Below are 23,710 nucleotides of genomic sequence, written 5' to 3'. Positions count from 1 at the left end.
TCCCTTGCGTGGCCGCAGCCGGGTCAGCGGGAAGCGGTCGCCTCGCGCGCGGCGGCTTCCGCCGCGACCCAGGCGAGCATGCCGCACTTGACGCGCATGACGAACTTGGAGACGCCGTGGAAGGCGACGAGGTCCTCGAGGACGTCCTCGTCGGGCTCACCAACGCCGCGCGAGCGCATCATGGTGCGGAACTCCTCGGTCAGTGCGAGGAACTCGGGCACGGTGCGGCCGACCGCCATGTCGGTGAGGACGGATGCCGAGGCCATCGAGATCGAGCAGCCGTCGCCCTGCCAGGCGAGCCCGGCGATGCGGTCGGTGCCGGGTTCGAGCCGCAGGCTGACCGTGATCTCGTCGCCGCACGTGGGGTTCCGCTCGAAGTGCGAGGCATCCGCGTCGGGCATCGCGCCGTCGCCGTGCCGCGCTTTCGCGTGGTCGAGGATGACCTGCTGGTACAGGCTGTCGAGGGCGTTCACGCGGACGCTCCGAAGTAGTCGCGGACCTCGGCGACGGCTGCGAGGAACCGGTCGACGTCGTGGTCGGTCGTGTACACGTAGGTGCTCGCCCGGCTCGTGGCGACGAGTCCGAGGCGGCGGTGCAGGGGCTGGGCGCAGTGGTGACCGGAACGCACGGCGATGCCCTGCGCGTCGAGGTACTGCGAGACGTCGTGCGCGTGCACGCCGTCGACGTCGAACGCGACCAGGCCGGAGCGCGGGACGCCGGCGGGCGGGCCGACCACGCGGATGCCGGGCACAGCGGCGAGACCGTCGAGCATCCGGCGGGCCAGGTGCTCCTCGTGGGCACGGACACGTTCCATGCCGATGCCCTGCAGGTAGCGGACGGCCTCGGCGAGGGCGACCGCCTGGGAGACGGGCTGCGTTCCGGCCTCGAACCGCTCGGGTGCCGGCATGAACTCGGAGCCCTCCATCGTCACGGTGGTGATCATCGAGCCACCGGTGCGGAACGGCGGCAGGGCGTCGAGCAACTCGGCACGGCCCCAGAGCACGCCGATGCCGTTCGGGCCGAGCATCTTGTGCCCGGAGAACGCGGCGAAGTCGACCCCGAGCTGCTGCACGTCGAGGGGACGGTGCGGTGCGGACTGGCAGGCGTCGAGCACGACGAGGGCGCCGCGGGCGTGGGCGAGACCGACGACCTGCTCGACGGGGGCGATCATCCCGGTGACGTTCGAGACGTGCGAGAACGCGACGACCTTCGTGCGGTCGGTGATCAGGGCCGCGGCGTCGTCGGCGGTCCAGGTGCCGTCGTCGGCGACCGGGATCCAGCGCAGGGTGGCACCGGTCAGCGCGGCGAGCTCCTGCCACGGCACGAGGTTGGCGTGGTGTTCGGCCTCGGTCACGAGGATCTCGTCACCGGCGCCCAGGCGGAAGCGCTCGGCGTCGGCACCGCCGCGGCCACGGCTGGCGTTGGCCATGCCGTAGGCGACGAGGTTGAGGGCATCGGTGGCGTTCGCGGTCCACACCACCTCGGTCGAGGCGGCGGCTCCGATGAAGCCGGCGACGGTGGCGCGGGCGTCCTCGTAGGCGTCGGTGCTGAGCGCCGCGAGCGTGTGGGCCCCGCGGTGGACGGCGGCGTTGTCGTGTTCGAGGAACCGGCGCTCGGCATCGAGGACCTGGCGGGGGCGTTCAGCCGTCGCCCCGGAGTCCAGGTACGCCAACGGCTGCCCGTTCACGTCCTGCGCGAGGATCGGGAAGTCCCGCTTGATCGCCTCGACCTCAGTCTCGGTGAGCGGCTGGTTCGGCGCCACGACTGTCACGTCTCGTCCTCCTGGTGCTGCTGTCCGGAGCAACCCGTCCATGGTGTCCGTTGTTCCCGACCACGTCCAGTCGGCACGGCGACGGCCCAGGACCACGCCGCGTCCTGGGCCGTGCACGTTGCTCGCTACTCGTTGCCGATCTTCTTGTCCGCAGCGTCGCGGGCACCGTCGATCTTGTCGTCGTACTTGCCGCCCGTGGCCTTCTTGACCGCGTCGGCCACGCCGCCGAGCACCTTGTCGCTGACGCCCTCGGCCTTCTCGCTCTTCAGGGCGTCCTGGACCTTGCCGTCCTGCAGGAACTCCTGGGCCTTCTTCGTGATGTCGTCGAACCCCGCCATCGGCTGCTCCTCGTCTCGGTGCGGAGCCCGTCGCTCCGTCCTGGCGCCGACAGTAGGCCGCCGGGCAGCCGGCCGTACCGGAACGCTCGGGGTCTTCACACCATCTGGGCGCTGCGACGGCGGGCGAGCACGTACCCGACGGCGACCGCGCCGGACACCGCGAGCAACGAGGGCACGAGGATGTCGGTGCCCTGCTGGGTGAACTCGACGACCAGCACGAGGGCGGTGAACGGTGCCCGCATGGTGGTGGCGAGGAAGGCCGCGGCACCGACGAACGCGAAGGCCGCCAGGCTCGGACCGTCGGCCGGCCACAGCAGCAGCCACGCACCGCCCAGGCCACCGCCGATCGCCGAACCGATGGCGATCGACGGGGTCAGCGTGCCACCGACCGCACCGGCCCCGATGGTGGCCGAGGTGGTCACGGTCCGCAGGACACCGAGCAGCAGCAGGAGCACGATCGGCGAGAGGCCGGCGAACGAGGCGTCGTCCAGCGTGGTGTTCATCGCGACGAGGCCGAGCGCCCGACCGTTGCCGAGGATCTCCGGGAACGGGATCGCGATGAGCCCGACCATCGCGAAGACCACCGGCAGCACGACGAGCAGGTGCCAGCCCTTCGGGGCGATGCCCTGCAGCCGGTTGGTCAGCTTGACGAACCCGACCCCGGCGAGCCCCAGCACGGGGCCCACGACGACCGCCCAGACGAGCAGCGACGGCGACAGGTGCATCGCGGGCACGTGGTACAGCACCTCGTCCGGGATCACGAGCCGGGCGGTGATGGCGGCGACCGCACTCGTGGCGAAGGCGGGCAGGGCGGTCGCGAAGCTGATCTCCCCGAGCAGGACCTCGACCGCGAACAGCGCCCCACCGAGGGGCACGTCGTACACGGCGGCGAGGCCGGCCGCGGCACCGCAGGCGACGAGGATCTTCGTCTCGCGTGCGGTCAGCCCCGCACGACGGGTGACGAGTTGGGCGAGCCAGGCCCCGACCTCACGCGGCGCGACCTCCTTGCCGATGGACGCGCCGAGCCCCACGGCCAGGATCTGGATGCCGGCGTTCGCGAGCGTCGCCAGGGCCGGCATTCGCTTGCCGTCGACGGCCGCGGTGACCGAGACGATCGAGCGCCCCCACCGACGGAGCGCCCACCAGGCGAACCCCGTCAGGACGCCGGCCGCGGTGAGCGCGAGGAACCGGTTCAGCCCGGACGGTGCGTCGGCGGCCTCGAGGTGCCCGCCGAACCCGTACCCGAAGGCGACGAACTGGATGAGCTGGAGCGCGAGCCAGACCGCGATGCCGGCGATGCCGCCGGAGACGCCCACCAGGGCGGTGACGACGGCGAGCTTGAGGGCCCAGACCGGGGTCGCGTGTCCGGAGTGCGGCATGACCGGAAGCCTAACGGGCTGGACGCACCCGATGACGGACGGGGACGGGCCCGCCGGACGCGGGACGGGCCTCCAGGGCGGGCGCCCCGACCACCCGCCGTCAGACGGCCGTCACCCGGAACGGCACCACGCAGTCGGCCGGCATGAGCGGTGGCTGCAGGCCGACGGTGCCGAGCACCCGGCCGCTGAACACCCGCGGGCCGGACCACCAGTCCGGTCGCACCAGGTCGTGGCCGTCGCCGATGACCACGGGGTCGACGCGGTACGCCGTGTCGGGGTCGAGGTCGCGGAAGGTGACCCGGCCGGTGCCGGAGACCTCGGAGCGGCCGATGCCGGCGAGGAAGAAGACGGCCTGCCGCCGGTCCGGCGCGACCGTGCCGTACACGAGCCGCGCGTCGTCGACCTCGTCGGACCGCACCAGGTCACCGCCGTGCAGGAGCGGGCGGAGCTCTCGGTACAGCGCGATCCACTCGGTGAGCGCGGCGGACTCGTCGGCGGTCGCGCCGGCCAGGTCCCACTCGATGCCGAGGTGCCCGACCAGCGCCGTGCCGGCACGGAAGGCGAGGTCGTGGACGCGACCGGTCGTGTGGTTCCGGCCGCTCGCGATGTGCGACCCGAGCAGCTCCGGCGGCAGGAGCTGCTGCGTCCACCGGTGCATCTGCTGGCGCTCGAGCGGGTCGATGTCGTCGGACACCCACACCCGCGCGGTGTGCTCGATGACGCCGAGGTCGACCCGACCGCCACCCGACGAGCACGACTCGATCTCCAGGGACGGGAACCGCTCGCCGAGCGTCGCCATGAGCCGGTACGCGGCGAGGGTCTGCTCGTGGACCGCAGCGCCGCCGCCCGGGAACCCCGCCTCGACGAGGTCGCGGTTGTGGTCCCACTTCACGGCGTCGACCGCGTACTCGCCGATGATCGCCGTCATCCGTTCGAGCACGTGGTCGAAGGCCTCGGGGATCGCCAGGTTGAGCACCTGCTGGTCGCGGGACCGGGCGGGCAGCCGACCGTCGGCCTGCAGGATCCACTCCGGGTGGGCGCGGGCGAGGTCGCTGTCCTCGTTCACCATCTCGGGTTCGAACCACAGGCCGAACTCCATGCCGAGCGCACGGACGCGGTCGACCAGGGGGCCGAGTCCGTCCGGCCAGACGTCCTCGTCGACGTACCAGTCACCGAGGCCGGCGTGGTCGTCGCGGCGGCCGCGGAACCAGCCGTCGTCGAGCACGTAGCGTTCGACGCCGAGGGCTGCGGCACGTTCGGCGAGGTCGACGAGGCGGGCCAGGTCGTGGTCGAAGTACACGGCCTCCCACACGTTGATCGTCATCGGGCGGGGCGTCGTCGGGTGCTGCGGGCGGCTGCGGAGCCAGCGGTGGAACCGTCGGGCCTGGTCGTCGAGGCCGTCACCGTGGGCGAAGTACACCCACGGCCCCTCGTACGTGGTGCCGGTGGCGAGCCGGACCTCGCCGGATAGCAGGAGTTCGCCGCCGCCGATGACCTGGCGGCCGGTGGCGAGCCGTTCGGCGTGGTGCCGGTGGTTGCCGCTCCAGGCGGTGTGGACGCCCCAGACCTGGCCGTGCGCGAAGCCGAAGCCCGGCTCCCCCACCGTCAGCACGGTCGCGGCGTCGGTGCCGGTGCGGCCCTTCCGGCCCTCGCGCTGGTGGGTCCCCACGACGAGTTCGCGGCGCTGCGGGGTCCGCTCCTTGCCCCAGCGGCCGGCGAAGTCCAGGATCTCGCGGGCCCCCGACGGGATCGGCATCGCGAGCGTCAGGTCGTCGACGGTGTAGACGCCGTCGGCGGTGTTCGTCACGCCCGCGCGGGCCCGCACGAGCCCGGAGCCGAGCATCTCGATGGTCACCCGGACCGTGAGCCCGGCGGTGGTGTCCTCGGCGTCGGCGGTGACCGTGGTGTCGGTGACCACGAGCGACGTCACCGTGAACGCGGGCGACCAGTCGGCGCCGTCACGGTGCCCGGCGAGCCCCGGACGACCGCTCCAGCCCCGGTGCGGCTCGGGCAGCACCGACAGGCGGACCGGGTCGTCCATCTCGTTCGGTGCGACGGGCGCGACGTCGGCGTCGGCGAGGGCCGTCAGCGCCTCGGTGTCGAGCGGTCCGAGTGCCGCTCCCCAGTGCACGACGGCGGGGAGCGCGTCGTCGCGGCAGTCCAGGACGAGCGAGACGCCACCGGCGGTCAGGTGGACGAGTTCGTGCGGCATGCGGGCTCCAGTCGGCGTCGTTGCACGTCAGAGCTTTCCGGTCCGAGGCCGTCCGCTGCAAATCCAGCCGCGGCGCGGCTCCGGTTGCCGCGCGGCTCCCGTTGCCGCGCGGCTCCCGCTGCGGCGCGGCTCAGAACCAGCGCTTGACCTTGAACACCACGTACAGGATCGCGGCGAACAGGACCATCGCGACGATCGACAGCGGGTACCCCCACGTCCAGCCGAGTTCGGGCATGTGCGTGAAGTTCATCCCGTAGATCGCGGCGATGAGCGTCGGCGCGAACAGGATCGCCGCCCAGCCGGAGATCTTCTTCGTGTCGTCGTTCTGCTTCTGCGCCGCCAGGGTGGAGTCGACGGTCAGGGCGTTCTGCAGCAGCTGCCGGAACGTGTCGAGTCGCTCCACGACCCGGATCGCGTGGTCGAGGACGTCGCGGAACCGCCGCTGCATCTCGATCGGCAGGTGGTACTTCTCGGCGCCGCGGTGCAGGTTCTCGATCATGTAGACGAGTGGACGTGCCGCACGCTGGAAGTCGACGACCTCGCCGAACAGCTCGTACACGCGACGGGACACCCCGGCCTCACCGGAGAACAGCTGGTCCTCGATCTGGTTGATGTCCTCTTCGAGTCCGTCGATCACCGGCACGTAGCCGTCGACGATGGAGTCCATCAGCGCCCAGAGCTGCGCCTGCGGGCCGACGGTCACCAGTCCCGGCTTGCCGCTCAACCGCTGCAGCGCCCGGGGAACGGTCTGCTTGCCCCGGGGGTCGGCCTTCACGACGGCGAGGAAGAAGGTCTCACCGACGAAGGCGTGCACCTCGCCGAACGCCACCTCTTCCTGCTGGTCGTTGTACAGCGCCGGCTTGAGCACCACGAACAGCGTCGAGCCGTAGCGCTCGAGCTTCGGTCGCTGGTGCCCCTCGGCGGAGTCCTCGACGGCGAGCTCGTGCAGGCCGAGGGCGACCGCGACGTCGCCGAGTTCCTGCGCGTCGGGCTGGTGCAGGACGATGCACGCGCTGGCACCCTGCTCGTCGAGCATCCGGAAGGTGTCGTCGAGGGACGGACTCGCGATCGGGGCGATCCGGTCGATGTAGACGGTGTTCAGTTCGACGCTCACGCGCCCACCGTACGCAGGGTGGCCGGTCTCCGGCCTGGAGGCCCGTGGCACGCCGCCGTGCACCCCACGTCCTGCCTGAACGCGCGCTGCACGACCGCCACTACCGGCCGCCTACGGTGCAGGTCATCAGCATGCTGACGAAAGGGACTGTCATGAAGAGGATCTGGAAGCGCATCGCGGTGGCCGTGAGCGCGGTCGTCGCCGTCATCGGCGCGTACGTCGGGTCTGGCGCTGCCGGCGGCACGCCCATCCAGGACGCCGCCGGTGGCGCCCTGTCGGCGTCCTCGACCGCGATCGCCCCGGACGGCCCGGCATTCTCGATCTGGAGTGTCGTCTACGCCGGGCTCATCGGCTACGCGGTGCTGCAGCTCTTCCGCACCGCGAACGACGAGCGGCACGAGCGGCTGGTGGTGCCGGCGGTGCTCTCCCTGCTGCTCAACGCCGCGTGGATCCTGTCCGTGCAGTTCGGGTTCCTGTGGGCGAGCGAGCCGATCATCGTCGCGCTGCTCGTCGTGCTGATCTGGACGTTCACGATCCTGCGCCGGACCCCGTCCCGCGGGGTCGTCGAGGCGATCCTGACCGACGGCACGTTCGGGCTCTACCTCGGGTGGGTCTGCGTCGCGACGGCCGCCAACACCGCTGCGGTGCTGACGGCGGCGGGCTTTCGGGGCTTCGGACTCGGGCAGGATCCGTGGGGCGTGGTCGTCGCCGCGGTGGCCGGGCTCGTCGGGGTCCTCATCGCGCTGTGGGGCCGGGGACGCCTGGCACCGATGGCCTCGGTCGCGTGGGGCCTGGCGTGGGTCGCCGTGGCCCGGTTCGAGGGGCCGCTCGTCTCCGTGCCGACGGCCGTCGCGGCCGTGGTGGCTGCGGCGGCCGTGGTCGTCGTGACCGTGGTGGTGCGTGCCCGCGCCGGCTGGGTCGGCGGGCGTGCCGGTCGGGCGGCGGCCCCGGTGGCGGTCTGACGCGCGCCCGGACCGTGAGAGCGACAGTGCTCACGGCTCCGCGCCCGACAGGGCCGTGAAACCGACAGTTCCCCGCCGATGTTCGGCGGGGAACTGTCGCTTTCGCGGGGGGCGGGGGGCGGGCGGACGGCCGGGCCGCCAGGCGCCCACGGCCTCAGCGCGACGACGCGGTGGACGCCACCAGGCCGTGCGCGGCGGCGACCGCGGCGTTCGTGACCCGGCCGGCGTGCACGTTCAGGCCGGCGGCGAGTGCGGGGTCGGCCTCGAGCGCGGCCTCCCAGCCCCGGTCGGCGATCGCGACGGCGTACGGCAGCGTGGCGTTCGTCAGCGAGATCGTGCTCGTGCGCGGGACGGCGCCGGGCATGTTCGCCACGCAGTAGTACACGGTGTCGTGCACGGCGAACGTGGGGTCGTCGTGGGTGGTCGGGTGGGAGCCCTCGAAGCAGCCGCCCTGGTCGATCGCGATGTCGACCAGCACCGAGCCCGGCCGCATGTCGGCGACCATCGCGTCGGTGACGAGCTTCGGCGCCGACGCCCCGGGGATGAGCACGGAGCCGATCACCAGGTCGGCGTCGCGCAGGGCCTCGGCGATGGCGTGCGCCGAGGAGCGCAGGGTCGTGACGCGGCCGTCGAACCGGGCGTCCAGTGCCCGGAGCCGCGGCAGGCTGATGTCGAAGACGGTGACGTCGGCACCCATGCCGAGCGCCATCGTCGCGGCGTGCTCCCCCGCGACGCCGCCGCCGATGACGACCACGCGGCCCTTCGGCGTGCCGGGGACCCCGCCGAGCAGCAGCCCTCGCCCCCCGTTCGTGCGCATCAGGTGGAACGCGCCGACCTGGGCGGACAGTCGTCCGGCGACCTCGGACATCGGCGACAGCAGGGGCAGCGAGCGGTCCGGCAGCTGCACGGTCTCGTAGGCGATCGCCGTCGCGCCCGAGTCGACGAGCGCGTCGGTCAGCGGTCGGTCGGCGGCGAGGTGGAGGTAGGTGAAGAGCACCTGGCCCGGCCGGATCATCGGGTACTCCGACGCGACCGGCTCCTTCACCTTGAGGATCAGCTCGGCGCGCTCCCACACCTCGGCCGCGGTGTCGACGATCGTGGCGCCTGCGGTGCGGTACTCGTCGTCGGTGAAGGCCGAACCGGACCCGGCGCCGGCCTGCACCAGCACCTGGTGGCCGTGTGACCCGAGTTCGGCGACGCCAGCCGGAGTGGCGGCGACGCGGTACTCGTTGTTCTTGATCTCGGTGGGGACGCCGATGCGCATGCTGACTCCTTCGTGGGCGGTGCGTTCGTCCCGTCCATTCAGCACCGGATTCGCCCACAGCAGCGCTGAGCCGAACATCCGGACAGCGGCAGCGCGATCCGTGTCACGAGATTCGGCGGAGCAGTCCGCAACAGCAGTCGGTCAGTGCCCGCGCAGCGACTCGCTCGGCAGCTCCCCGAAGCGGCTGCGGTAGGTCGCCGAAAAGCGTCCGAGGTGCCCGAAGCCCCACGTCCGCGCGATCTCGGCAACGGTCGTGTCGTCCAGTGCACCGCCGACCAGGTCGGTCCGGGCACCGTCGAGTCGTACGCCGCGCAGGAGTTCCCCCGGCGTCTGGTCGAGGTGCCGACGGAGCGACTGCTGCAGTCCGCGCGGGCTGAGCCCGGCCGCCGCGGCGATCTCCGGTGTGCCGATCGCTTCGCGCGCGTGCTCGTGCACGAACTCGAGTGCCCGGCGCAGGCGGTCGTGCTCCGGCCCACTGCCGGACACCGTCGCACGCCACCTGTTGCGCCGCGGGAACGCCCGGATCGCCGCGGCCGCGAAGGCCTCGGCGATGTCGTACTGCACCATCGGGCTCATCGCCCGTTCGACGTCGAGCCACGTGGCCGAGTACTTCCGCACCACCGACCGCCACAGTGCGATGCCGTCGGCCGTCGGGCGGCGCATCGGCTCGAAGGCGAAGTCGTCGTCACCGGCCACGGCTCGGACGAAGTCGCGGTCCAGGTGCACCAGGTTCAGAGCGATGTCGTGGTGGTGCAGCGCGTACGGCTCGGCGAAGGGCAGCACGACGGGCACACCGGCCTCGAGCTCGAACGTCTCGCCGCCTGTGGTGATCCGGCTCGAGCCGGACCGCATCCAGGCGACCAGGAACTCGTCGTCGACCTGGCTCTCGCTGCGCAGGTCGACCATGAACCGCGACGAGCGCAGCGACATCCGCTCGTCACCGACGCCGGCGAAGTCCCAGTGGGCGTTCTCGTGGGTGCGCCGGACGACGGGTGCACGGAAGTCGTAGTCGCCCGTGAAGAACGCGAGCGCCTGGTCGACGTCGCTGCCGACCATCCGCCGGAAGTACCGCTGACCGGGCTGTTCGAGAGAAAGCACCATGGTCGAGAACCTAGGACGGACCACCGACAAACTGCGTCAGGTCCTGACTCAGGGCTGCAGGATCGCCTGCCCCACGCTCTCGTCCAGGATCAGGTCCGTGATGAGCCCGGCGGCCAGCGCGCCCCGCAGCGACGCCGCCTTCGACCGCCCGGCAACGACGCAGACCCGCCGCGGCGCGCGCTTGATCGTGTCGAGGTCCGGAGCGCCGGCCCGTGCGTTCACCCCGATGTCCTTCCACGAGCCGTCCGCCCGGTAGAACACCGTCGAGACGTCGCCGACGACAGCCGCCTGCGTGAGCTCGTCACGGTCCTCGGGGTCGAGGTACCCGCCGGAGTACACGTGCGAGGGCACCGGGGCCTGCGGGGCACCGACACCGAACACCACGAGGTCCATCCGCTCGTGCAGGTCGAGCACGCGGCGGATCGAACGTTCCCGGAACAGGGCCTCCTTCGTCGCGGGGTCGTCGAAGAACGCCGGCACCGGGAACTGCTGCACGAACGCGCCGTAGGCCTCACCGAACCGGCGCAGGATCTCGGACGCGTAGACGATCCCGGTGGTCCGGGTGTTCGCGGCGCCGTTGATCTGCACGATCGTCGAGCCGTGGGTGGTCTTCGGCACCAGGTAGCGGCTGACCGCGCTCACGGTCGAGCCCCACGAGATCCCGATGACCATGTTGGACTCGACGTACTGCGTCAGGATCCGGGCGGCGGACAGCGCGACCCGCTCGAGCCGGTCGACGTCGCTCGTGTGGTCCGGCACCGGGACGACGTGCGCGTGCACCCCGAAGCGGGAGCGGATGCTCCGGCTCAGCGCAGCGGCCTGGTCCAGGGGCGACCGGATCTGGATGTCGACGAGCCCGGTGTCCCTGGCGTACTTCAGCAGCCGCGACACCGACGAGCGCGAGGTGCCGAGTTCGTCGGCGATCGCGTCCATCGTCAGGTCCTGCAGGTAGTACAGGTGGGCGGCGCGCAGCGCCTGCTGCGTGCGCATGGGCTGAGCCGCATCGCTCATGGTGCTCCGATCTGTCGAACGCAACCATGCACGGACGTGCAGGGCCTCTGCAACCCCTGCCGCGCCTCCTGACCGCCGCGTCGGGCCTGGACGACACGTGTGCTGCACGTTCGTGCACGCGAGTTGCCCGCCCCGTCGAACGAGCGCACGATCGATCCTGACCCCACGAACAGACGAAGGAAGCGACGAACCATGTCGAAGAAGACACAGCCCCGGAACACGGTGACCGCCCTCACCGAGCGCCCGAACGCGCAGGTCCTCGTCGTCGGCGGCGGCATCAACGGCATCGCGACGTTCCGCGACCTGGCGCTCCAGGGCGTCGACGTCGCCCTGGTCGAGCGTGGCGACTACGCCTCCGGCGCGTCCGCGGCCTCGAGCCACATGATCCACGGCGGCATCCGCTACCTGGAGAACGGCGAGTTCCGCCTGGTGCGCGAGAGCGTGCAGGAGCGCAACGGCCTGATCCGCATCGCCCCGCACTACGTCAAGCCGCTGCAGACGACCATGCCGATCTTCTCGACGTTCTCCGGCATCATGAACGCCCCGCTGCGCATGCTGACGCACAAGCAGCGCTCCACCAAGGAGCGCGGCGCGATGCTCATCAAGATCGGCATGACGATCTACGACTCCTTCTCGCGCGACGGCGGCTCCGTCCCGAAGCACGTCTTCCGCACCAAGAAGGCCGCGCTCGAGGACATGCCCGCCCTCAACAAGGACCTGAAGTACACGGGTACCTACTACGACGCGAGCGTGCACGAGCCCGAGCGCCTGGCCCTCGACGTCCTGAAGGACGGCCTGGCCGCCGGAGCCGACAAGGCACGCGCCGTCAACTACGTCGAGGCAGCCGGCACCCGCGACGGCGGCGTCCTGCTGCGTGACCGTGAGACCGGCGACGAGTTCGTCTTCACGGCCGACGTCGTGATCAACGCCTCCGGCCCCTGGACCGACCTGACGAACGAGGCGTTCGGCGGCGAGACGAAGTTCATGGGCGGCACGAAGGGCTCGCACATCGTCGTGCACAACGACGAGCTGCTCGAGGCCACCAAGGGCCGCGAGCTGTTCTTCGAGAACGACGACGGCCGCATCGTCCTCATCTACCCGCTCAAGGGCCGGGTCCTCATCGGCACGACCGACATCGACGCCGACCCCTCGAAGCCGGTCACGACGACCGACGAGGAGATCGACTACTTCTTCGGGCTCGTCAAGCACGTGTTCCCGCAGATCGACGTCACCCGCGACCACATCGTCTACAGCTACTCCGGCATCCGCCCGCTCCCCCGCCACGAGGACACCGCCCCCGGCTTCGTGTCCCGTGACTACCGGATCGTGGACACCCAGATCGCGGGGCTGCCGAAGTCGACCGTGCTGTCGCTCGTCGGTGGCAAGTGGACGACCTTCCGTGCCCTCGCTGCACACCTGTCCACCGAGGCGACGACCAAGCTCGGCATGAGCCGCAAGGTCGACACCACCGGCATGCCCATCGGCGGTGGCAAGGAGTTCCCGACCACCGACGCCCAGCGCGCCCTGTGGATCAAGTCGCACCGCGACGGCCTGGACGAGTCCCTGGTCGAGGGCCTGCTCGAGCGGTACGGCACCCGTGCCGCCGAGGTCGTGGACGTCCTGACCGACGGCCCGGTCGAGCCGCTCGAGTCCGACCCGTCGCTCACCCGCGCCGAGGTCGCGTACTTCGCCCGCCACGAGCAGGCCGTCCACCTGGTCGACGTCGTCCTGCGCCGCACGAACCTGGCGTTCGTCGGCGGGGTCACGATCGACCTGCTCGACGAGCTGGCCGACGTGCTCGCCGAGGCGCTCGGTTGGACGACCGAGGAGCGCGCGGACGAGGTCCAGCGCACGCTCGACGTGCTGCGTGAGTCGCACGGCGTGATCGTGCCGCTGACGTCCGCGTCGGCGTCGGCGTCGCAGCTCGCGTAGTCGACGCGACCAGCAGACAGACGGGAGGCCCGGTACCAGCTGGTACCGGGCCTCCCGTCTCGGCCGTCACCCCGCTGGCGCGGTGCGCCGGTACCGGGGGGTGGGGCCCACCTCCCGTCCGTCTGCTGGTCGCGTCAGAACCGCTCGCCGGTGGGGTCGAGCGCCGTGCGGTCGATGAGCTGGTCGCCGCCGACCGGCTCGCCTTCCCAGTCGACCAGGCGCCAGCCGTCGGCGAACGAGCCCTCGAGTTCGACGATGCCGGTGTTCTCCAGGTGGCGCTTGGTGCCGAAGTGGTCCGGGGTGTTCTGCGCAGCTGCGCTCGCCCACGTGCGGATCGCGGCACCGTGACTGACGGCGGCGGCGACCGCGACCCCGGTGGTCTCGATCTGCCGGACGGCGTCGTCGTAACGCTCGAAGAACTCGGTGCCGCTCTCGGCACCGGGCATCCGGGTCGTGCGGTCGCCGCCGGACCAGCCGTGCACGGTGGAGATGTAGGTCTGCACGGACACCGTGTCGCTCTTGCCCTGCGTGTCACCCGCCTCGATCTCACGCAGGCCCGGCAGCACCACGGGCTCGAGGCCCAGCGAGGCCGCGAGGGGCGCCGCGGTGATCTGCGTGCGGACCATCGACGACACGAACAGTCGCTCGATCCCCCGGTCGGCGAGCGCTGCGGGCAGGGCGTCAGCCTGCTGCTGCCCGAGCTCGGTCAGCCCCGGTCCGGGCACCACGGCATCGAGGATGCCGTGCACGTTCGCGGGGGTCTGGCCGTGGCGGATGAACAGCAGTCGCATGCCGCCACCCTACGGACCGCCGCTGACGTCAGCCCTGCCGGGTGTTCCAGCGGGGGTTCTCCTTGTTGATGACGTAGACGCGGCCCCGGCGTCGGACCACCTGCGAGCCGGGGATCTTCTTCAGGGCCTTGAGGGAGTTGCGGACCTTCACGACGAGCCTCCTTGTTGATAACCGTTTTCAGTTACAGTAGCGGACATGCGTGCTGCTGCCATCACCCTCGTCACCGCCCTGCACCGGGTCGACGCCGACCGCGTCGCCGCCCGGATCTCGGACGGGCACCGGATGCACGTCGCCGGGAGTGCCTTCGCCACCGCCCGCGCCGTGGCCGACCGCGCCGACCAGCTCGACCGGGTCTGCGGGCCAGATGCGCCCCACGGGCTCGTCGTCACCCTGCACCCCGGGGCCGATGCGCGAGCCGTCGGCATGCTGCTCGCCAACGCGGCACGGTCCGAGATCGGCGACGACCGGGTGCTGCGGCACGTCGTCGGGGTGCTGCGGGCCGACGACGTCGCGCACCTGCTGTGGTCTGACGTCGACGACGCCTTCGTGGCCGCGGACCGGATGGCCGCACTCGTCGAGTACGCGACGGTGATCGCCCTCGACCGCATCGAACCGCTGTCCGGCCGTCGGCGACGGGCGCTCGTCTCGCTGCTGCACCGGATGGCGCCCCAGGCCGTGATCGTCGCCCTGCCTGCGATCCGCAGTGCCGCCGACCTGCCGGCCTCGAACGGTGGAGCCGCGCGGGTGCTCGCCACCGGTGCCGGCTGGATGCGGGCGCTGTCGAGCGGTGCGGACACGGGGCGTGAGGCCCGCGACGCCCTGGTCTCGATGCGCTACCGGGAACCGCTGCCGTTCCACCCCGGACGGCTGTCCTCCGTCATCGCCGAGGACCTGTCCGCCGGCGTGAACGGCCGCGTGCTGCGGTCGCGGGGGTTCTTCCGCCTGGCATCCCGGCCGGACCACGTCGGCTCGTGGTCGAGCTTCGGGTCGATGCTCGCGCTCGACCCCACCGCAAACCCGTCGTGGGACGCCGACGCCCCGATCGGGCAGGCGCTGTGGTTCGTCGGCGAGCAGCTCGACGTCCGGGCGATCGAGCGGGCGCTCGACGAGGCGCTGCTCACGCCGTCCGAGCTGCTCGCCGGGCCGGACGTGTGGCGCGGCTGGCCGGACCCGTTCCCGGTGTGGCCCGCGGTGGACCCTGCGTCGGAGCACCGGCACGAGTGAGGGGGCGGGCGGGTGCGGCGGGTGCGTGCGTGCGTGCGTGCGTGCGTGCGTGCGCATGTTCCGACAGAACACGCGTCGATCGACACGTGGATCGTCGCAGTATGCGCACGCATCCGGTGCTTGTGCATCTTCCGACAGAACACGCGTCGATCGACACGTGGATCGTCGCAGCATGCGCACGCACAGACGGGAGGCGCAGCGCCGGTCGGACCTGCACCGCGCCTCCCGTCCGTGGTCGCGTCTCGAGCGCCCCCAGCGTCAGCGCGTCGGCACGGCCTCGGCGGCGGCGTCGCTTGCGGCCCGGGCCGCGTCCTGCGCTGCGAACGGCAGGTCACCGAGGTCCAGGTGCGGATTCGTGTCCTGCGTGAGCACGAGCTCCTTCGCCTCGTCCTCGGTCTCCACCGCCGGCATCGACCCGGGCAGCGGGCGCTGCGAGGACTCCTTCATGCAGAAGACACCGATCGCACCGACGACGCTCATCGCCATCAGGAAGTACGCCGGCGCGAGCTCGTCACCCGTCGCGGTGAGCAGCGCCTGCACGATCAGGGGCGTGGTCCCGCCGAACACCGCGATCGCGATGTTGTAGGCGAAGCCCATGCCGCCGTACCGCGTCGAGGTCGGGAACAGCGCCGGCAGCGAGGCAGCCTGGTTCGACACCCACAGTGCGGTCATCAGCGCGAGCAGCCCGAGGCCGGCGAGCGTCGACCACTGCGCCCCGTGCCCGATGAGCATGAACGCCGGCACGACGAGCACGACGGTGGTGGCGGCACCGATCCACATCACCACGCGGCGGCCGAGGCGGTCGGAGAGCTTGCCGGTCAACGGCAGCATCACCGCGAGCAGCAGGAGCACCGGGATCGTCAGCAGCGTGCCGTCGATGGCGGAGTACCCGAGCGAGTCGGTCAGGTACGTCGGCATGTACGAGGTCAGGGCGTAGCCCACGGTGTTCGACGCGGCGACGAGCATGATCGCGATGACGATCGGACGCCAGTGCTGACGGACCATCGCGACGACGTTGGCCGGACGCTCACCGTCGAACGACGCACGGGACTCGGTCGCTGCCTCCTGCGCGGCCTGGGTCGCCTGGAACACCGGCGACTCCTCGATCCGCAGGCGGAACCAGATCGCCACGACACCGATCACACCGGCGGCGAGGAAGGGGAACCGCCACCCGTAGGCGGTCATCGCCTCGTCACCCAGGGTGATCTGCAGCACCGAGACGACCGTGGCACCGAGCGCGAAGCCCAGGTAGCTGCCGAAGTCCAGGATGCTCGCGAAGAACCCGCGGCGGCGGTCCGGGGCGTACTCGGTGACGAAGGTCGTCGCCCCGGCGTACTCACCACCGGTCGAGAAGCCCTGCGCGAGCTTCAGCACGACGAGCAGGATCGGGCCGAGCACGCCGATCGTCGCGTACGCGGGGAGCGCGCCGATCAGGAACGTCGACGCCGCCATCATGATCAGCGTCGTGGCGAGCACCTTCTGCCGGCCGATCCGGTCACCGAGGCGTCCGAACACGATGCCACCGAGCGGCCGCGCGATGTACGTCGCCGCGAAGACCCCGAGGCTGAACAGGATCTGCACCGCGGGTTCGGCGGTCGGCAGGAAGACCTTCCCCATCGTGACGGCCAGGTAGCCGTACACACCGACGTCGTACCACTCCATGGTGTTGCCGACGACCATGCCGCTGACGGCTCGTCGCATCATGCTCGTGTCGACCACGGTGACGTCGCTCTCGCGCAGCCGCCGGTGCGGTCGGGGGTGGGTACTGCTGGGGTCGGAACCCATGCATCGCTCCTCGAGAAGATCGGTGGGCCGTCGGGAACCGGCCCAGAACAGCGAGCGACGTTACCGAGCAACCGAAATGTCATTGGCCGGTGATTCTCAGGGAACGGCGTGTCACCCGAACGGGGGCCGCCGCCGATCGGCAGCAGTCCGGCGGACCCGGAAGCTGAGTGACGAGGCCGTAACCTCGGCCCATGGCGATCGAACCGGAGACGAAGAACTGGACGTGGGTCATCGAGTCCGCGTGTCCCGAGTGCGGCTACGACGGCAGCGCGGTGACCGTCCGCGACGTGCCGGGCATCATCGACGAGAACACCGCCGCGTGGCCGGAGGTCCTGCGGCGCGACGACGTCCGTGACCGTCCGGGCGACCACACGTGGTCGCCACTCGAGTACGGCGCCCACGTGCGGGACGTGCACCGGAAGATGGCCGAGCGCCTCGAGCTCATGCTCACCGAGGACGCCCCGACGTTCCCGAACTGGGACCAGGACGCCACCGCCGTCGAGGCCCGCTACGGCGAGCAGGACCCCGCGGTCGTCGCCCGGGAGCTGCGGGAGTCGGCCGACCGCGCGGCCCGGGCCTTCGCGGCGCTGCCCGACGCAGTGCTCGAGCGCACCGGGCTCCGGTCCGACGGCAGCGCCTTCACCGTCGCGACGCTCGCCACCTACTACGCGCACGACCCGGTGCACCACCTGTGGGACGTGCGGCGCACGCTCTAGACCTGGGGACCACCGGCCGGGAGGCGCGGCGCGGCCCCGCCCCGCGCCTCCAGGCCGCCACCCGGTCACCCCGGCCCCGGGCGTACCGACCGAAACCAGGCGTACCTGCCAGAACCGGGCGTACCTGCCACGAAGAAACGACCAGGTATGCCCGAATCCGCCCTCCATCGCGCGCCTAGGGAAGGATCGGGCGCCGAGCCGGAGCGCTCAGGCGAGGGCGTCGAGCACGGCGCGCGCCGTCGCGGCGTCCGTCACCAGCTCGTTGACCAGTCCGCCCCGTACCGCGGCGACGATGCTCGTCACCTTGGCGCTGCCCACGGCGACCCCGACCGCGTGCGGCACGGTCGACAGGACCGCGCGCGAGGTCCGCACCATCCGGTCGCTGCCGGGGAACTCGATCGGCGAGCCGTCCGCGGCGTAGAAGTTCAGGCAGACGTCGCCGGCGGCACGGTCGAACGCGACGTCCTCGACCGGGATGCCCCGGGCCAGGGCGTCCCGTGTGTGAGTCGGCGCCCCGATGCCGAGGATCGCGCCCTTCGCCCGGCTCCAGAGCCCGACGACGTGCTGGAACGCCGGGTCCTCGTCGAGGGTGGACCGCATCACCGGGGACGGCAGTGCCTGGGCGAACAGGAACGCCGGGATCGCGCCGGAGTGCTCCGCGGCCGTCCGGGTGATCTCGTTCGTCTGGAACCACGGCATCGGGTCGGCCTGCCCGCCCACGGTCGGGACGAGCTGCACCCCGGGCATGGTCGGCATGCCGGACCGCGCGACGTCGTACACGGTGCGGCCGGACGACATCAGGACGGCGTCGCCGGGGACGAGCCCCATGCCCTCGACCGCGGCGGCCAGCGGTGCCGCCAGGTCGGCGCCGAGCGTGGCCGCGTGGGTGACGGCGGCGAGGTGCACCGCGCGGAGCCCGAGCACGACCTGCAGCCGTTCGGCGAGCGCCACGGTCTCGTCCTGGAACGGGTCGACGACCTCGATGCGGACGAGTCCGGCCTTGCGGGCCTCGGCCACGAGCCGCGAGACGGTCGGGCGCGAGACCCCGAGGCGGGAGGCGATCTCGACCTGCGTGGCGTCCTCGAGGTAGTACATCCGCGCCGCCTGGTAGACGGTGTCCAGCGGGAACCGGGTGCGGGCTCCGTCCGGGGTGGGGGTCTCGGCCGACATGGTGCGATGCTACTGCCACACGCGACGCAGAAATTGTGTGCTGGACAGATGTCCACGGCCGTCGCAGACTGGTCCGGGAGCGCCCGGCACCCCGTGGCGCGGGAGGAGCACAGACATGACGTACCGTCTCGTGATCGGGTCCGACGACGCCGGGTTCGACTACAAGGAGATCATCAAGGCCGACCTGCTCGCCGACGACCGGGTGTCCGACGTGCGGGACGTCGGCGTCGACGCGGACGGCCACACCGCGTACCCGCACGTGGCGGTCGACGCCGCACGGCTGGTGGCGGAGGGCGAGGCCGACCGGGCGATCCTGATCTGCGGCACCGGGCTGGGCGTGGCGATCAGCGCCAACAAGGTGCCGGGCATCCGCGCCGTCACCGCGCACGACTCCTACAGCGTGGAGCGCTCGGTCCTGTCGAACGACGCCCAGGTCCTCTGCATGGGGCAGCGGGTCGTCGGCATCGAGCTCGCGCGTCGCCTGGCGAAGGAGTGGCTCGGCTACACCTTCGACACCTCCAGCGCGAGCGCCGAGAAGGTCGACGCGATCTGCGCGTACGACGGCAGCGCTCCCGCGGGCGTGGACGCCCAGGCGTAGGACCCACGCGCAACGCCCAGCTGCCTGTCGGGGGCCGGACGTACGGTACCGACGACTCAGATGCTCCACGAGGGGAACCCGATGAAGAAGTCAGCCTGGCTACCAGCCGTCATCGCTCCGGTCGTCGTGGCCGGCGCCGTTGCCGCCCCGGTGATCGCGAACGCCGCGAACGACCCGATCGCGGGGACGAACCCCAGCGCGGCGGCCGTCATCGCCAGCATCGCGAAGTCGTCGGACGCCCAGTACTCGGGCAAGCTCTCGCAGACGAGCGCGCTCGGTCTCCCCGAACTGCCCACCGGTTCCGGCGGCTCCTCGCTCGAGGGCGACGCCGCCGACGTGCTCGGGCTGCTCACCGCATCGCACACCGCCCGTGTCTACGTCGACGGCCCCGACAAGCAGCGCGTCCAGCTGACGCAGCAGCTCGCCGAGCAGGACGTCGTCCGCAACGGCTCGGATGTCTGGACCTGGGACTCGAAGGAGCGCACGGCCACGCACGTGACCCTGCCGAGCGACATCGCGAAGGACCCGCGGGACGGCACGACCACCCCGGCCGACATCGCGGAGCAGGCCATCGACGCGATCACCCCGACCACCACCGTGTCGAAGCCGACCGAGGTCAGCGTCGCCGGACACGACGCGTGGCAGATCACCCTGACGCCGAAGTCGTCCGACACCCTCGTCGGAGCCGTCCGGCTGGCCGTCGACCAGCAGACCGGACTCCCGCTCCGCGCGAGCGTCGAGGCCGCGGGCGCGGACGACCCCGCGGTGCAGGTCGGTTTCACGAGCCTCGACTACGGCGCCCCGGCGGCCCGGCTCTTCGACTTCTCCCCGCCGTCGAACGCGAAGGTGACCGAGAAGGACCTGTCCGGGGCCGGATCCCACACGAAGGGTGAGCACGGCGACCACCGTGGCACCCCGAGCGGTGACGAGCCGACGTTCACCGGCACGGGCTGGAGCACCATCGCCGAGCTCCCCGCCGGCACGGTCGACCGGTCCGGGCTCGAGGGCGAGGCCTCCGGCCTGCTCGACCAGCTGACGAAGCCCGTCGACGGCGGCCGTGCCGTGCAGACGTCGCTCGTCTCGGTCTACCTGACCGACGACGGCCGCGTGCTCGCGGGCGCCGTGCCGGTCGCTTCCCTGGTCGACGCCGCGAAGTGAGCGCGGACGACCACGAGGTGCACGCAGCCGACCGCGAGCCGACCACAGCCGACCGCCAGGTCAGCACGTCCGGGCAGGGACCCGACCTGGCGATCCGCACCACGGGCCTCCAGAAGGTGTTCCGCAAGCAGCGTGCGGTCGACGGGATCGACCTGGCGGTGCCGCGCGGCGCGGTGTTCGGGTTCCTCGGGCCGAACGGTTCCGGCAAGACCACCACGATCCGGATGCTGCTCGGGCTGTCGAGCGCGAGCGGCGGAACGATCGAGCTGCTCGGCGAACCGATGCCGAAGGCGCTGCACGACGTCCTGCCCCGCGTCGGCGCGCTCGTCGAGGGACCGGCCTTCTACCCGTACCTCTCCGGACGGGCCAACCTGCAGCGCTTCGACGCCGCCGACCCCACGTCGGACCCGCGCACCCGCAAGGCCCGCGTCGCCGGTGCCCTCGACCGCGTCGGGCTGACCCACGCGGCAGACAAGAAGGCGCACGCGTACTCCCTCGGCATGAAGCAGCGGCTCGGTCTCGCGAACGCCCTGCTGTCACCGCGCGACCTGCTGGTGCTCGACGAGCCGACGAACGGCCTCGACCCGCAGGGCACGCGCGAGGTCCGCAGCCTCATCCGTTCCCTGGCCGACGACGGCACCACGGTGTTCGTGTCGAGCCACCTGCTGGCCGAGATCGAACAGGTCTGCACGCACGCAGCCGTCATGCGGACGGGCAAGATCGTCGCGCAGGGCCCCCTCGACGAGCTGCGCGCAGCCGGGGCCCGGACCGTGACCGTACGGACGCCCGACATCGGACAGGCCGGTACCGTCCTCACCCGGCTCGGGCTCACCCCGCGGCACGACGGCGGGGCCGACGTGCTGGTGGCCGATCTGCCGAACGAGCTGCTGCCGGAGACGATCACCGCGGAACTCGTGCGCGCCGATGTCCGGGTCCGCGGCCTGACGGTGGGCGGCGGCACCCTCGAGGACCTGTTCGTCGCACTCACCGGAGAGGGATTCGATGTCGCAGCCTGACGCGGCCGTGCGCGCTCTGCCCGTCCGCCGCCGGCAGCGCCCGTTCGCACTGCTCGGTTCCGAACTCGCGCTGGTGTTCCGGCGTCGCCGCACCTGGGCGATGCTCGGGGCACTCGCGCTCGTGCCGATCCTGATCGCGGTCGCCGTGAAGCTCACGACCGACGGTGACGACGGCGGGCCGGCGTTCCTCGGCGACATCACCAACAACGGCCTGTTCGTGGCGTTCACCGCACTGACGGTGTCGATCCCACTGTTCCTGCCGCTGACCGTCGGCGTGGTCGCCGGGGACACCGTCGCGGGCGAGGCCAGCCACGGCACGATCCGTTACCTGCTCGTCGCACCGACGGGCCGCGTGCGGTTCATCCTGGTGAAGTTCGCCGGTGCCGTCGCGTTCTGCCTGGCCGCCACGCTGCTGGTGGTGCTGGTCGGTGCGGCGATCGGCGCCGTGCTGTTCCCGATCGGTCCCGTCACGCTGCTCTCCGGCACCCAGGTGGGCGGCTGGTCGTACGCCGGCCGCGCCCTGCTGCTCGCGCTGTACGTCGCGATGTCGATGCTCGGGCTCGTGGCGATCGGCATGTTCACGTCGACGCTGACGAACGTGCCGGTCGGGGCGATGGCCGCGACGGTCGTGCTCGCCGGGGCGTCGCAGGTGCTCGACCAGCTCCCCCAGCTCGACTGGCTGCACCCGTTCCTGTTCTCGCACCAGTGGCTCGGCTTCGGCGACCTGCTGCGCGACCCGATCTCGTTCGACTCGTTCGGGTCGAACGCGCTGCTGCAGCTCGGGTACGTGGTGGTGTTCGGGGCGCTGGCGTACAGCCGGTTCGCCTCGAAGGACATCCTGAGCTGACGCGGCACGGGCCCGGCACGAAGGTGTCGGGCCCCTGCGACGCTCAGCTCGCTCAGCTCGCTCAGCCCGCGGGCGAGGCCGATCCGCCGGCCATCGTCTCCGTGTCGGTCCCCCGCGCATCGGCGTACCGGTCGCGCAGGTCACGGGCCTTCTCGGAGCGGTACCAGTCGAGCCGCGCCCCGGTCTCCACCGTCTGCATGCCGATCACGACCTTGCCGCGGGACTTCATCTCGGCCAGGTCCTCGTACGCCTCGACGATGTACTCGAACGGGTAGAAGCCCGAGATCAGCACCTGCACGCGACGGTCCTGCACGGCCTTCGTCAGCAGGGTGAGCAACTCACGGGTCTCTTCGTCCTCGGCGGGTGCGCGGAGGAACCGGATCTCGATGTCGCGGCGGTCCTCCGACGACACGAACCGCTCCTGGGCGACGCCGAGACGTTCGGCCAGCAGCTCCGCGTTGCTCTCGCCGTGGTTGTCGATGAACGCGGTGATCGGTCGGCCGTCGGCGATGTCGCGGATTCGGTCCTCCTCGCCCGCACCGTAGGCGACGGGCAGCGTGCCGATCTGTCGCAGGTAGTCGTGGTTGCGGGGGCTGCCGAGGGCGATCACGGTCGCGCCGGCGTCGTGCGCGAGCTGGCACTCGATGTGTCCGACGCCACCGGCTGCGGCCGAGATGACGACGGTGTCCTGCGGTCCGAGCCGGAGCGACCGGACGACCGACACCGCGGTGCAGCCGGCCAGGTACAGGCCGCCGGCGACCTCCCACCCCACGTGCTCCGGCTTCTTGATGACGGCGCCGCGCGGCACCGCGATCCAGGTGGCGTGGGCGCCGCCGGTCGGCGCGTGCCCCATCACCTCGTCGCCGATGCGGAGGTCCTTGACGCCGTCGCCCCGCGCGCGCACGATGCCGGCGAAGTCGACGCCCTGGTGTGCGGGGAACTCGAGGTCGACGTGGTCGCGGAGCTTCCCCTCGCGCAGGAACCGCTCGATGTGGTTCAGGCCCGCGGCCACGATCTCGACGACGATCTCGCCCGGTCCGGCCTCGGGCTTCTGCTGGGGGACGAGCTCGACGACGTCGAAGTCGCCGTACCGGTCGTACTGCACTGCACTGCCGACTCGCATGGGTGCTCCTTCGCTCCAGGTGTGCGTCCGTGCTACTCGGTGTTCCCGCACGCAACCCGAAGACGTGGGGTACCGCGGCTGTGGACGTGACCAGACGACGGACTGGAGGCCCGCAGCGGCGCCGGCACGGGCCTCCAGGCCGCCGTCACGCGCGTCCACCGCGCGTGGGGACCGTGCGCGGAGCCCGCGCGTCGAGC

Annotated in this window: 22 protein-coding genes; 8 read left to right on the top strand and 14 right to left on the bottom strand. The window is 71.7% G+C overall.

What is annotated here, in order from left to right; genetic code table 11:
* Positions 1-23: 23 nt before the first annotated feature.
* From sufU to Q9R26_RS01975, 6 genes are all read right to left on the bottom strand, one after another.
* Positions 24-473 (bottom strand): Fe-S cluster assembly sulfur transfer protein SufU, encoded by a 450-nt coding sequence (gene sufU / locus Q9R26_RS02000; protein WP_071405057.1) that lies wholly within the window; start codon positions 471-473, stop codon positions 24-26.
* On the bottom strand, positions 470-1,762 hold the full coding sequence (locus Q9R26_RS01995) for a SufS family cysteine desulfurase (protein ID WP_311226574.1): 1,293 nt from the start codon (positions 1,760-1,762) through the stop codon (positions 470-472). The genes sufU and Q9R26_RS01995 overlap by 4 nt, the downstream gene beginning before the upstream one ends.
* A gap of 134 nt (positions 1,763-1,896) precedes the next feature.
* Positions 1,897-2,109 (bottom strand): Rv0909 family putative TA system antitoxin, encoded by a 213-nt coding sequence (locus tag Q9R26_RS01990; RefSeq protein ID WP_182066075.1) that lies wholly within the window; start codon positions 2,107-2,109, stop codon positions 1,897-1,899.
* Positions 2,110-2,204: 95 nt separating this feature from the next.
* Complete coding sequence (locus tag Q9R26_RS01985; protein WP_027466237.1) at positions 2,205-3,488, bottom strand: chloride channel protein; 1,284 nt, start codon at positions 3,486-3,488, stop codon at positions 2,205-2,207.
* A gap of 100 nt (positions 3,489-3,588) precedes the next feature.
* Positions 3,589-5,700, bottom strand: a complete 2,112-nt coding sequence (locus tag Q9R26_RS01980) for an alpha-galactosidase (protein WP_311226417.1) — start codon at positions 5,698-5,700, stop codon at positions 3,589-3,591.
* Between the two features lie 130 nt (positions 5,701-5,830).
* A complete protein-coding gene (locus Q9R26_RS01975) occupies positions 5,831-6,814 on the bottom strand; it encodes a magnesium and cobalt transport protein CorA (RefSeq protein WP_111124308.1) in 984 nt (327 codons plus the stop codon).
* A gap of 152 nt (positions 6,815-6,966) precedes the next feature.
* Here Q9R26_RS01975 and Q9R26_RS01970 point away from each other — a divergent pair, with 152 nt between their 5' ends.
* Complete coding sequence (locus Q9R26_RS01970) at positions 6,967-7,776, top strand: tryptophan-rich sensory protein (protein WP_311226416.1); 810 nt, start codon at positions 6,967-6,969, stop codon at positions 7,774-7,776.
* Positions 7,777-7,930: 154 nt separating this feature from the next.
* Here the strand turns inward: Q9R26_RS01970 and ald are convergent, their stop codons facing one another.
* The 3 genes from ald to Q9R26_RS01955 form a co-directional block, all read right to left on the bottom strand.
* Positions 7,931-9,040, bottom strand: a complete 1,110-nt coding sequence (gene ald, locus Q9R26_RS01965; protein WP_209133950.1) for an alanine dehydrogenase — start codon at positions 9,038-9,040, stop codon at positions 7,931-7,933.
* Between the two features lie 141 nt (positions 9,041-9,181).
* The gene (locus Q9R26_RS01960; protein ID WP_311226415.1) at positions 9,182-10,141 is read right to left on the bottom strand and encodes a helix-turn-helix transcriptional regulator; all 960 of its coding nucleotides are present in this window, start codon (positions 10,139-10,141) and stop codon (positions 9,182-9,184) included.
* A 48-nt stretch (positions 10,142-10,189) separates the two neighbouring features.
* Positions 10,190-11,152 (bottom strand): sugar-binding transcriptional regulator, encoded by a 963-nt coding sequence (locus Q9R26_RS01955; RefSeq protein ID WP_247737623.1) that lies wholly within the window; start codon positions 11,150-11,152, stop codon positions 10,190-10,192.
* A gap of 192 nt (positions 11,153-11,344) precedes the next feature.
* On the opposite strand from Q9R26_RS01955, the gene Q9R26_RS01950 reads away from it, so the two are divergent.
* Positions 11,345-13,084, top strand: coding sequence for a glycerol-3-phosphate dehydrogenase/oxidase (locus Q9R26_RS01950; protein WP_311226414.1), 1,740 nt, complete (start codon positions 11,345-11,347; stop codon positions 13,082-13,084).
* 134 nt (positions 13,085-13,218) lie between these two features.
* On the opposite strand, the gene Q9R26_RS01945 is transcribed toward Q9R26_RS01950, so the two are convergent.
* Together Q9R26_RS01945 and ykgO are read right to left on the bottom strand one after the other, a co-directional pair.
* Positions 13,219-13,875, bottom strand: coding sequence for a histidine phosphatase family protein (locus Q9R26_RS01945; RefSeq protein WP_311226413.1), 657 nt, complete (start codon positions 13,873-13,875; stop codon positions 13,219-13,221).
* Positions 13,876-13,903: 28 nt separating this feature from the next.
* Complete coding sequence (ykgO, locus tag Q9R26_RS01940; protein ID WP_182066828.1) at positions 13,904-14,026, bottom strand: type B 50S ribosomal protein L36; 123 nt, start codon at positions 14,024-14,026, stop codon at positions 13,904-13,906.
* Between the two features lie 45 nt (positions 14,027-14,071).
* Between ykgO and Q9R26_RS01935 the strand changes: the two genes are divergently transcribed.
* On the top strand, positions 14,072-15,100 hold the full coding sequence (locus Q9R26_RS01935; RefSeq protein WP_311226412.1) for a GTP-binding protein: 1,029 nt from the start codon (positions 14,072-14,074) through the stop codon (positions 15,098-15,100).
* 258 nt (positions 15,101-15,358) lie between these two features.
* Here Q9R26_RS01935 and Q9R26_RS01930 read toward each other — a convergent pair whose 3' ends face one another.
* The gene (locus tag Q9R26_RS01930) at positions 15,359-16,885 is read right to left on the bottom strand and encodes an MFS transporter (RefSeq protein WP_311226411.1); all 1,527 of its coding nucleotides are present in this window, start codon (positions 16,883-16,885) and stop codon (positions 15,359-15,361) included.
* Positions 16,886-17,076: 191 nt separating this feature from the next.
* Here Q9R26_RS01930 and Q9R26_RS01925 point away from each other — a divergent pair, with 191 nt between their 5' ends.
* The gene (locus Q9R26_RS01925) at positions 17,077-17,601 is read left to right on the top strand and encodes a DinB family protein (protein ID WP_311226410.1); all 525 of its coding nucleotides are present in this window, start codon (positions 17,077-17,079) and stop codon (positions 17,599-17,601) included.
* A 207-nt stretch (positions 17,602-17,808) separates the two neighbouring features.
* Here Q9R26_RS01925 and Q9R26_RS01920 read toward each other — a convergent pair whose 3' ends face one another.
* Positions 17,809-18,771: a sugar-binding domain-containing protein gene (locus tag Q9R26_RS01920; RefSeq protein ID WP_311226409.1), complete on the bottom strand. Its 963-nt coding sequence runs from the start codon at positions 18,769-18,771 to the stop codon at positions 17,809-17,811.
* A 115-nt stretch (positions 18,772-18,886) separates the two neighbouring features.
* Between Q9R26_RS01920 and Q9R26_RS01915 the strand changes: the two genes are divergently transcribed.
* The 4 genes from Q9R26_RS01915 to Q9R26_RS01900 all read left to right on the top strand — a co-directional run bounded on the left by Q9R26_RS01915 (position 18,887) and on the right by Q9R26_RS01900 (position 22,390).
* Positions 18,887-19,369, top strand: coding sequence for a ribose-5-phosphate isomerase (locus tag Q9R26_RS01915; protein ID WP_182066823.1), 483 nt, complete (start codon positions 18,887-18,889; stop codon positions 19,367-19,369).
* Positions 19,370-19,450: 81 nt separating this feature from the next.
* Positions 19,451-20,527 carry an outer membrane lipoprotein carrier protein LolA gene (locus tag Q9R26_RS01910; protein WP_311226408.1) on the top strand — a complete coding sequence of 359 codons (1,077 nt, stop codon included), beginning with the start codon at positions 19,451-19,453 and terminating at the stop codon, positions 20,525-20,527.
* Positions 20,528-20,613: 86 nt separating this feature from the next.
* Positions 20,614-21,543: an ABC transporter ATP-binding protein gene (locus Q9R26_RS01905; RefSeq protein WP_247737675.1), complete on the top strand. Its 930-nt coding sequence runs from the start codon at positions 20,614-20,616 to the stop codon at positions 21,541-21,543.
* Positions 21,530-22,390: an ABC transporter permease gene (locus tag Q9R26_RS01900; RefSeq protein ID WP_182066821.1), complete on the top strand. Its 861-nt coding sequence runs from the start codon at positions 21,530-21,532 to the stop codon at positions 22,388-22,390. The genes Q9R26_RS01905 and Q9R26_RS01900 overlap by 14 nt, the downstream gene beginning before the upstream one ends.
* Before the next feature lie 61 nt (positions 22,391-22,451).
* Here Q9R26_RS01900 and Q9R26_RS01895 read toward each other — a convergent pair whose 3' ends face one another.
* Positions 22,452-23,513, bottom strand: coding sequence for an NADP-dependent oxidoreductase (locus Q9R26_RS01895; protein ID WP_209133962.1), 1,062 nt, complete (start codon positions 23,511-23,513; stop codon positions 22,452-22,454).
* Between the last annotated feature and the right edge of the window lie 197 nt (positions 23,514-23,710).

Source organism: Curtobacterium sp. BRB10 (assembly GCF_031844325.1).
GTDB classification, from domain to species: domain Bacteria; phylum Actinomycetota; class Actinomycetes; order Actinomycetales; family Microbacteriaceae; genus Curtobacterium; species Curtobacterium poinsettiae_A.
Note: the sequence above shows the minus strand (reverse complement) of the source record. Positions and strands in the feature narration are given on the sequence as shown.

Bases quoted from the DNA above. Each gene is read 5' to 3' on its own strand.
- Q9R26_RS01930 (WP_311226411.1), bottom strand. From the start codon at position 16,885: ATGGGTTCCGACCCCAGCAGTACCCACCCCCGACCGCACCGGCGGCTG.
- Q9R26_RS01910 (WP_311226408.1), top strand. From the start codon at position 19,451: ATGAAGAAGTCAGCCTGGCTACCAGCCGTCATCGCTCCGGTCGTCGTG.
- Q9R26_RS01925 (WP_311226410.1), top strand. From the start codon at position 17,077: ATGGCGATCGAACCGGAGACGAAGAACTGGACGTGGGTCATCGAGTCC.
- Q9R26_RS01950 (WP_311226414.1), top strand. From the start codon at position 11,345: ATGTCGAAGAAGACACAGCCCCGGAACACGGTGACCGCCCTCACCGAG.
- Q9R26_RS01980 (WP_311226417.1), bottom strand. From the start codon at position 5,700: ATGCCGCACGAACTCGTCCACCTGACCGCCGGTGGCGTCTCGCTCGTC.
- Q9R26_RS01945 (WP_311226413.1), bottom strand. From the start codon at position 13,875: ATGCGACTGCTGTTCATCCGCCACGGCCAGACCCCCGCGAACGTGCAC.
- Q9R26_RS01990 (WP_182066075.1), bottom strand. From the start codon at position 2,109: ATGGCGGGGTTCGACGACATCACGAAGAAGGCCCAGGAGTTCCTGCAG.
- Q9R26_RS01955 (WP_247737623.1), bottom strand. From the start codon at position 11,152: ATGAGCGATGCGGCTCAGCCCATGCGCACGCAGCAGGCGCTGCGCGCC.
- Q9R26_RS01960 (WP_311226415.1), bottom strand. From the start codon at position 10,141: ATGGTGCTTTCTCTCGAACAGCCCGGTCAGCGGTACTTCCGGCGGATG.
- ald (WP_209133950.1), bottom strand. From the start codon at position 9,040: ATGCGCATCGGCGTCCCCACCGAGATCAAGAACAACGAGTACCGCGTC.
- Q9R26_RS01935 (WP_311226412.1), top strand. From the start codon at position 14,072: ATGCGTGCTGCTGCCATCACCCTCGTCACCGCCCTGCACCGGGTCGAC.
- Q9R26_RS01895 (WP_209133962.1), bottom strand. From the start codon at position 23,513: ATGCGAGTCGGCAGTGCAGTGCAGTACGACCGGTACGGCGACTTCGAC.
- Q9R26_RS01920 (WP_311226409.1), bottom strand. From the start codon at position 18,771: ATGTCGGCCGAGACCCCCACCCCGGACGGAGCCCGCACCCGGTTCCCG.
- Q9R26_RS01915 (WP_182066823.1), top strand. From the start codon at position 18,887: ATGACGTACCGTCTCGTGATCGGGTCCGACGACGCCGGGTTCGACTAC.
- Q9R26_RS01985 (WP_027466237.1), bottom strand. From the start codon at position 3,488: ATGCCGCACTCCGGACACGCGACCCCGGTCTGGGCCCTCAAGCTCGCC.
- Q9R26_RS01970 (WP_311226416.1), top strand. From the start codon at position 6,967: ATGAAGAGGATCTGGAAGCGCATCGCGGTGGCCGTGAGCGCGGTCGTC.
- Q9R26_RS01900 (WP_182066821.1), top strand. From the start codon at position 21,530: ATGTCGCAGCCTGACGCGGCCGTGCGCGCTCTGCCCGTCCGCCGCCGG.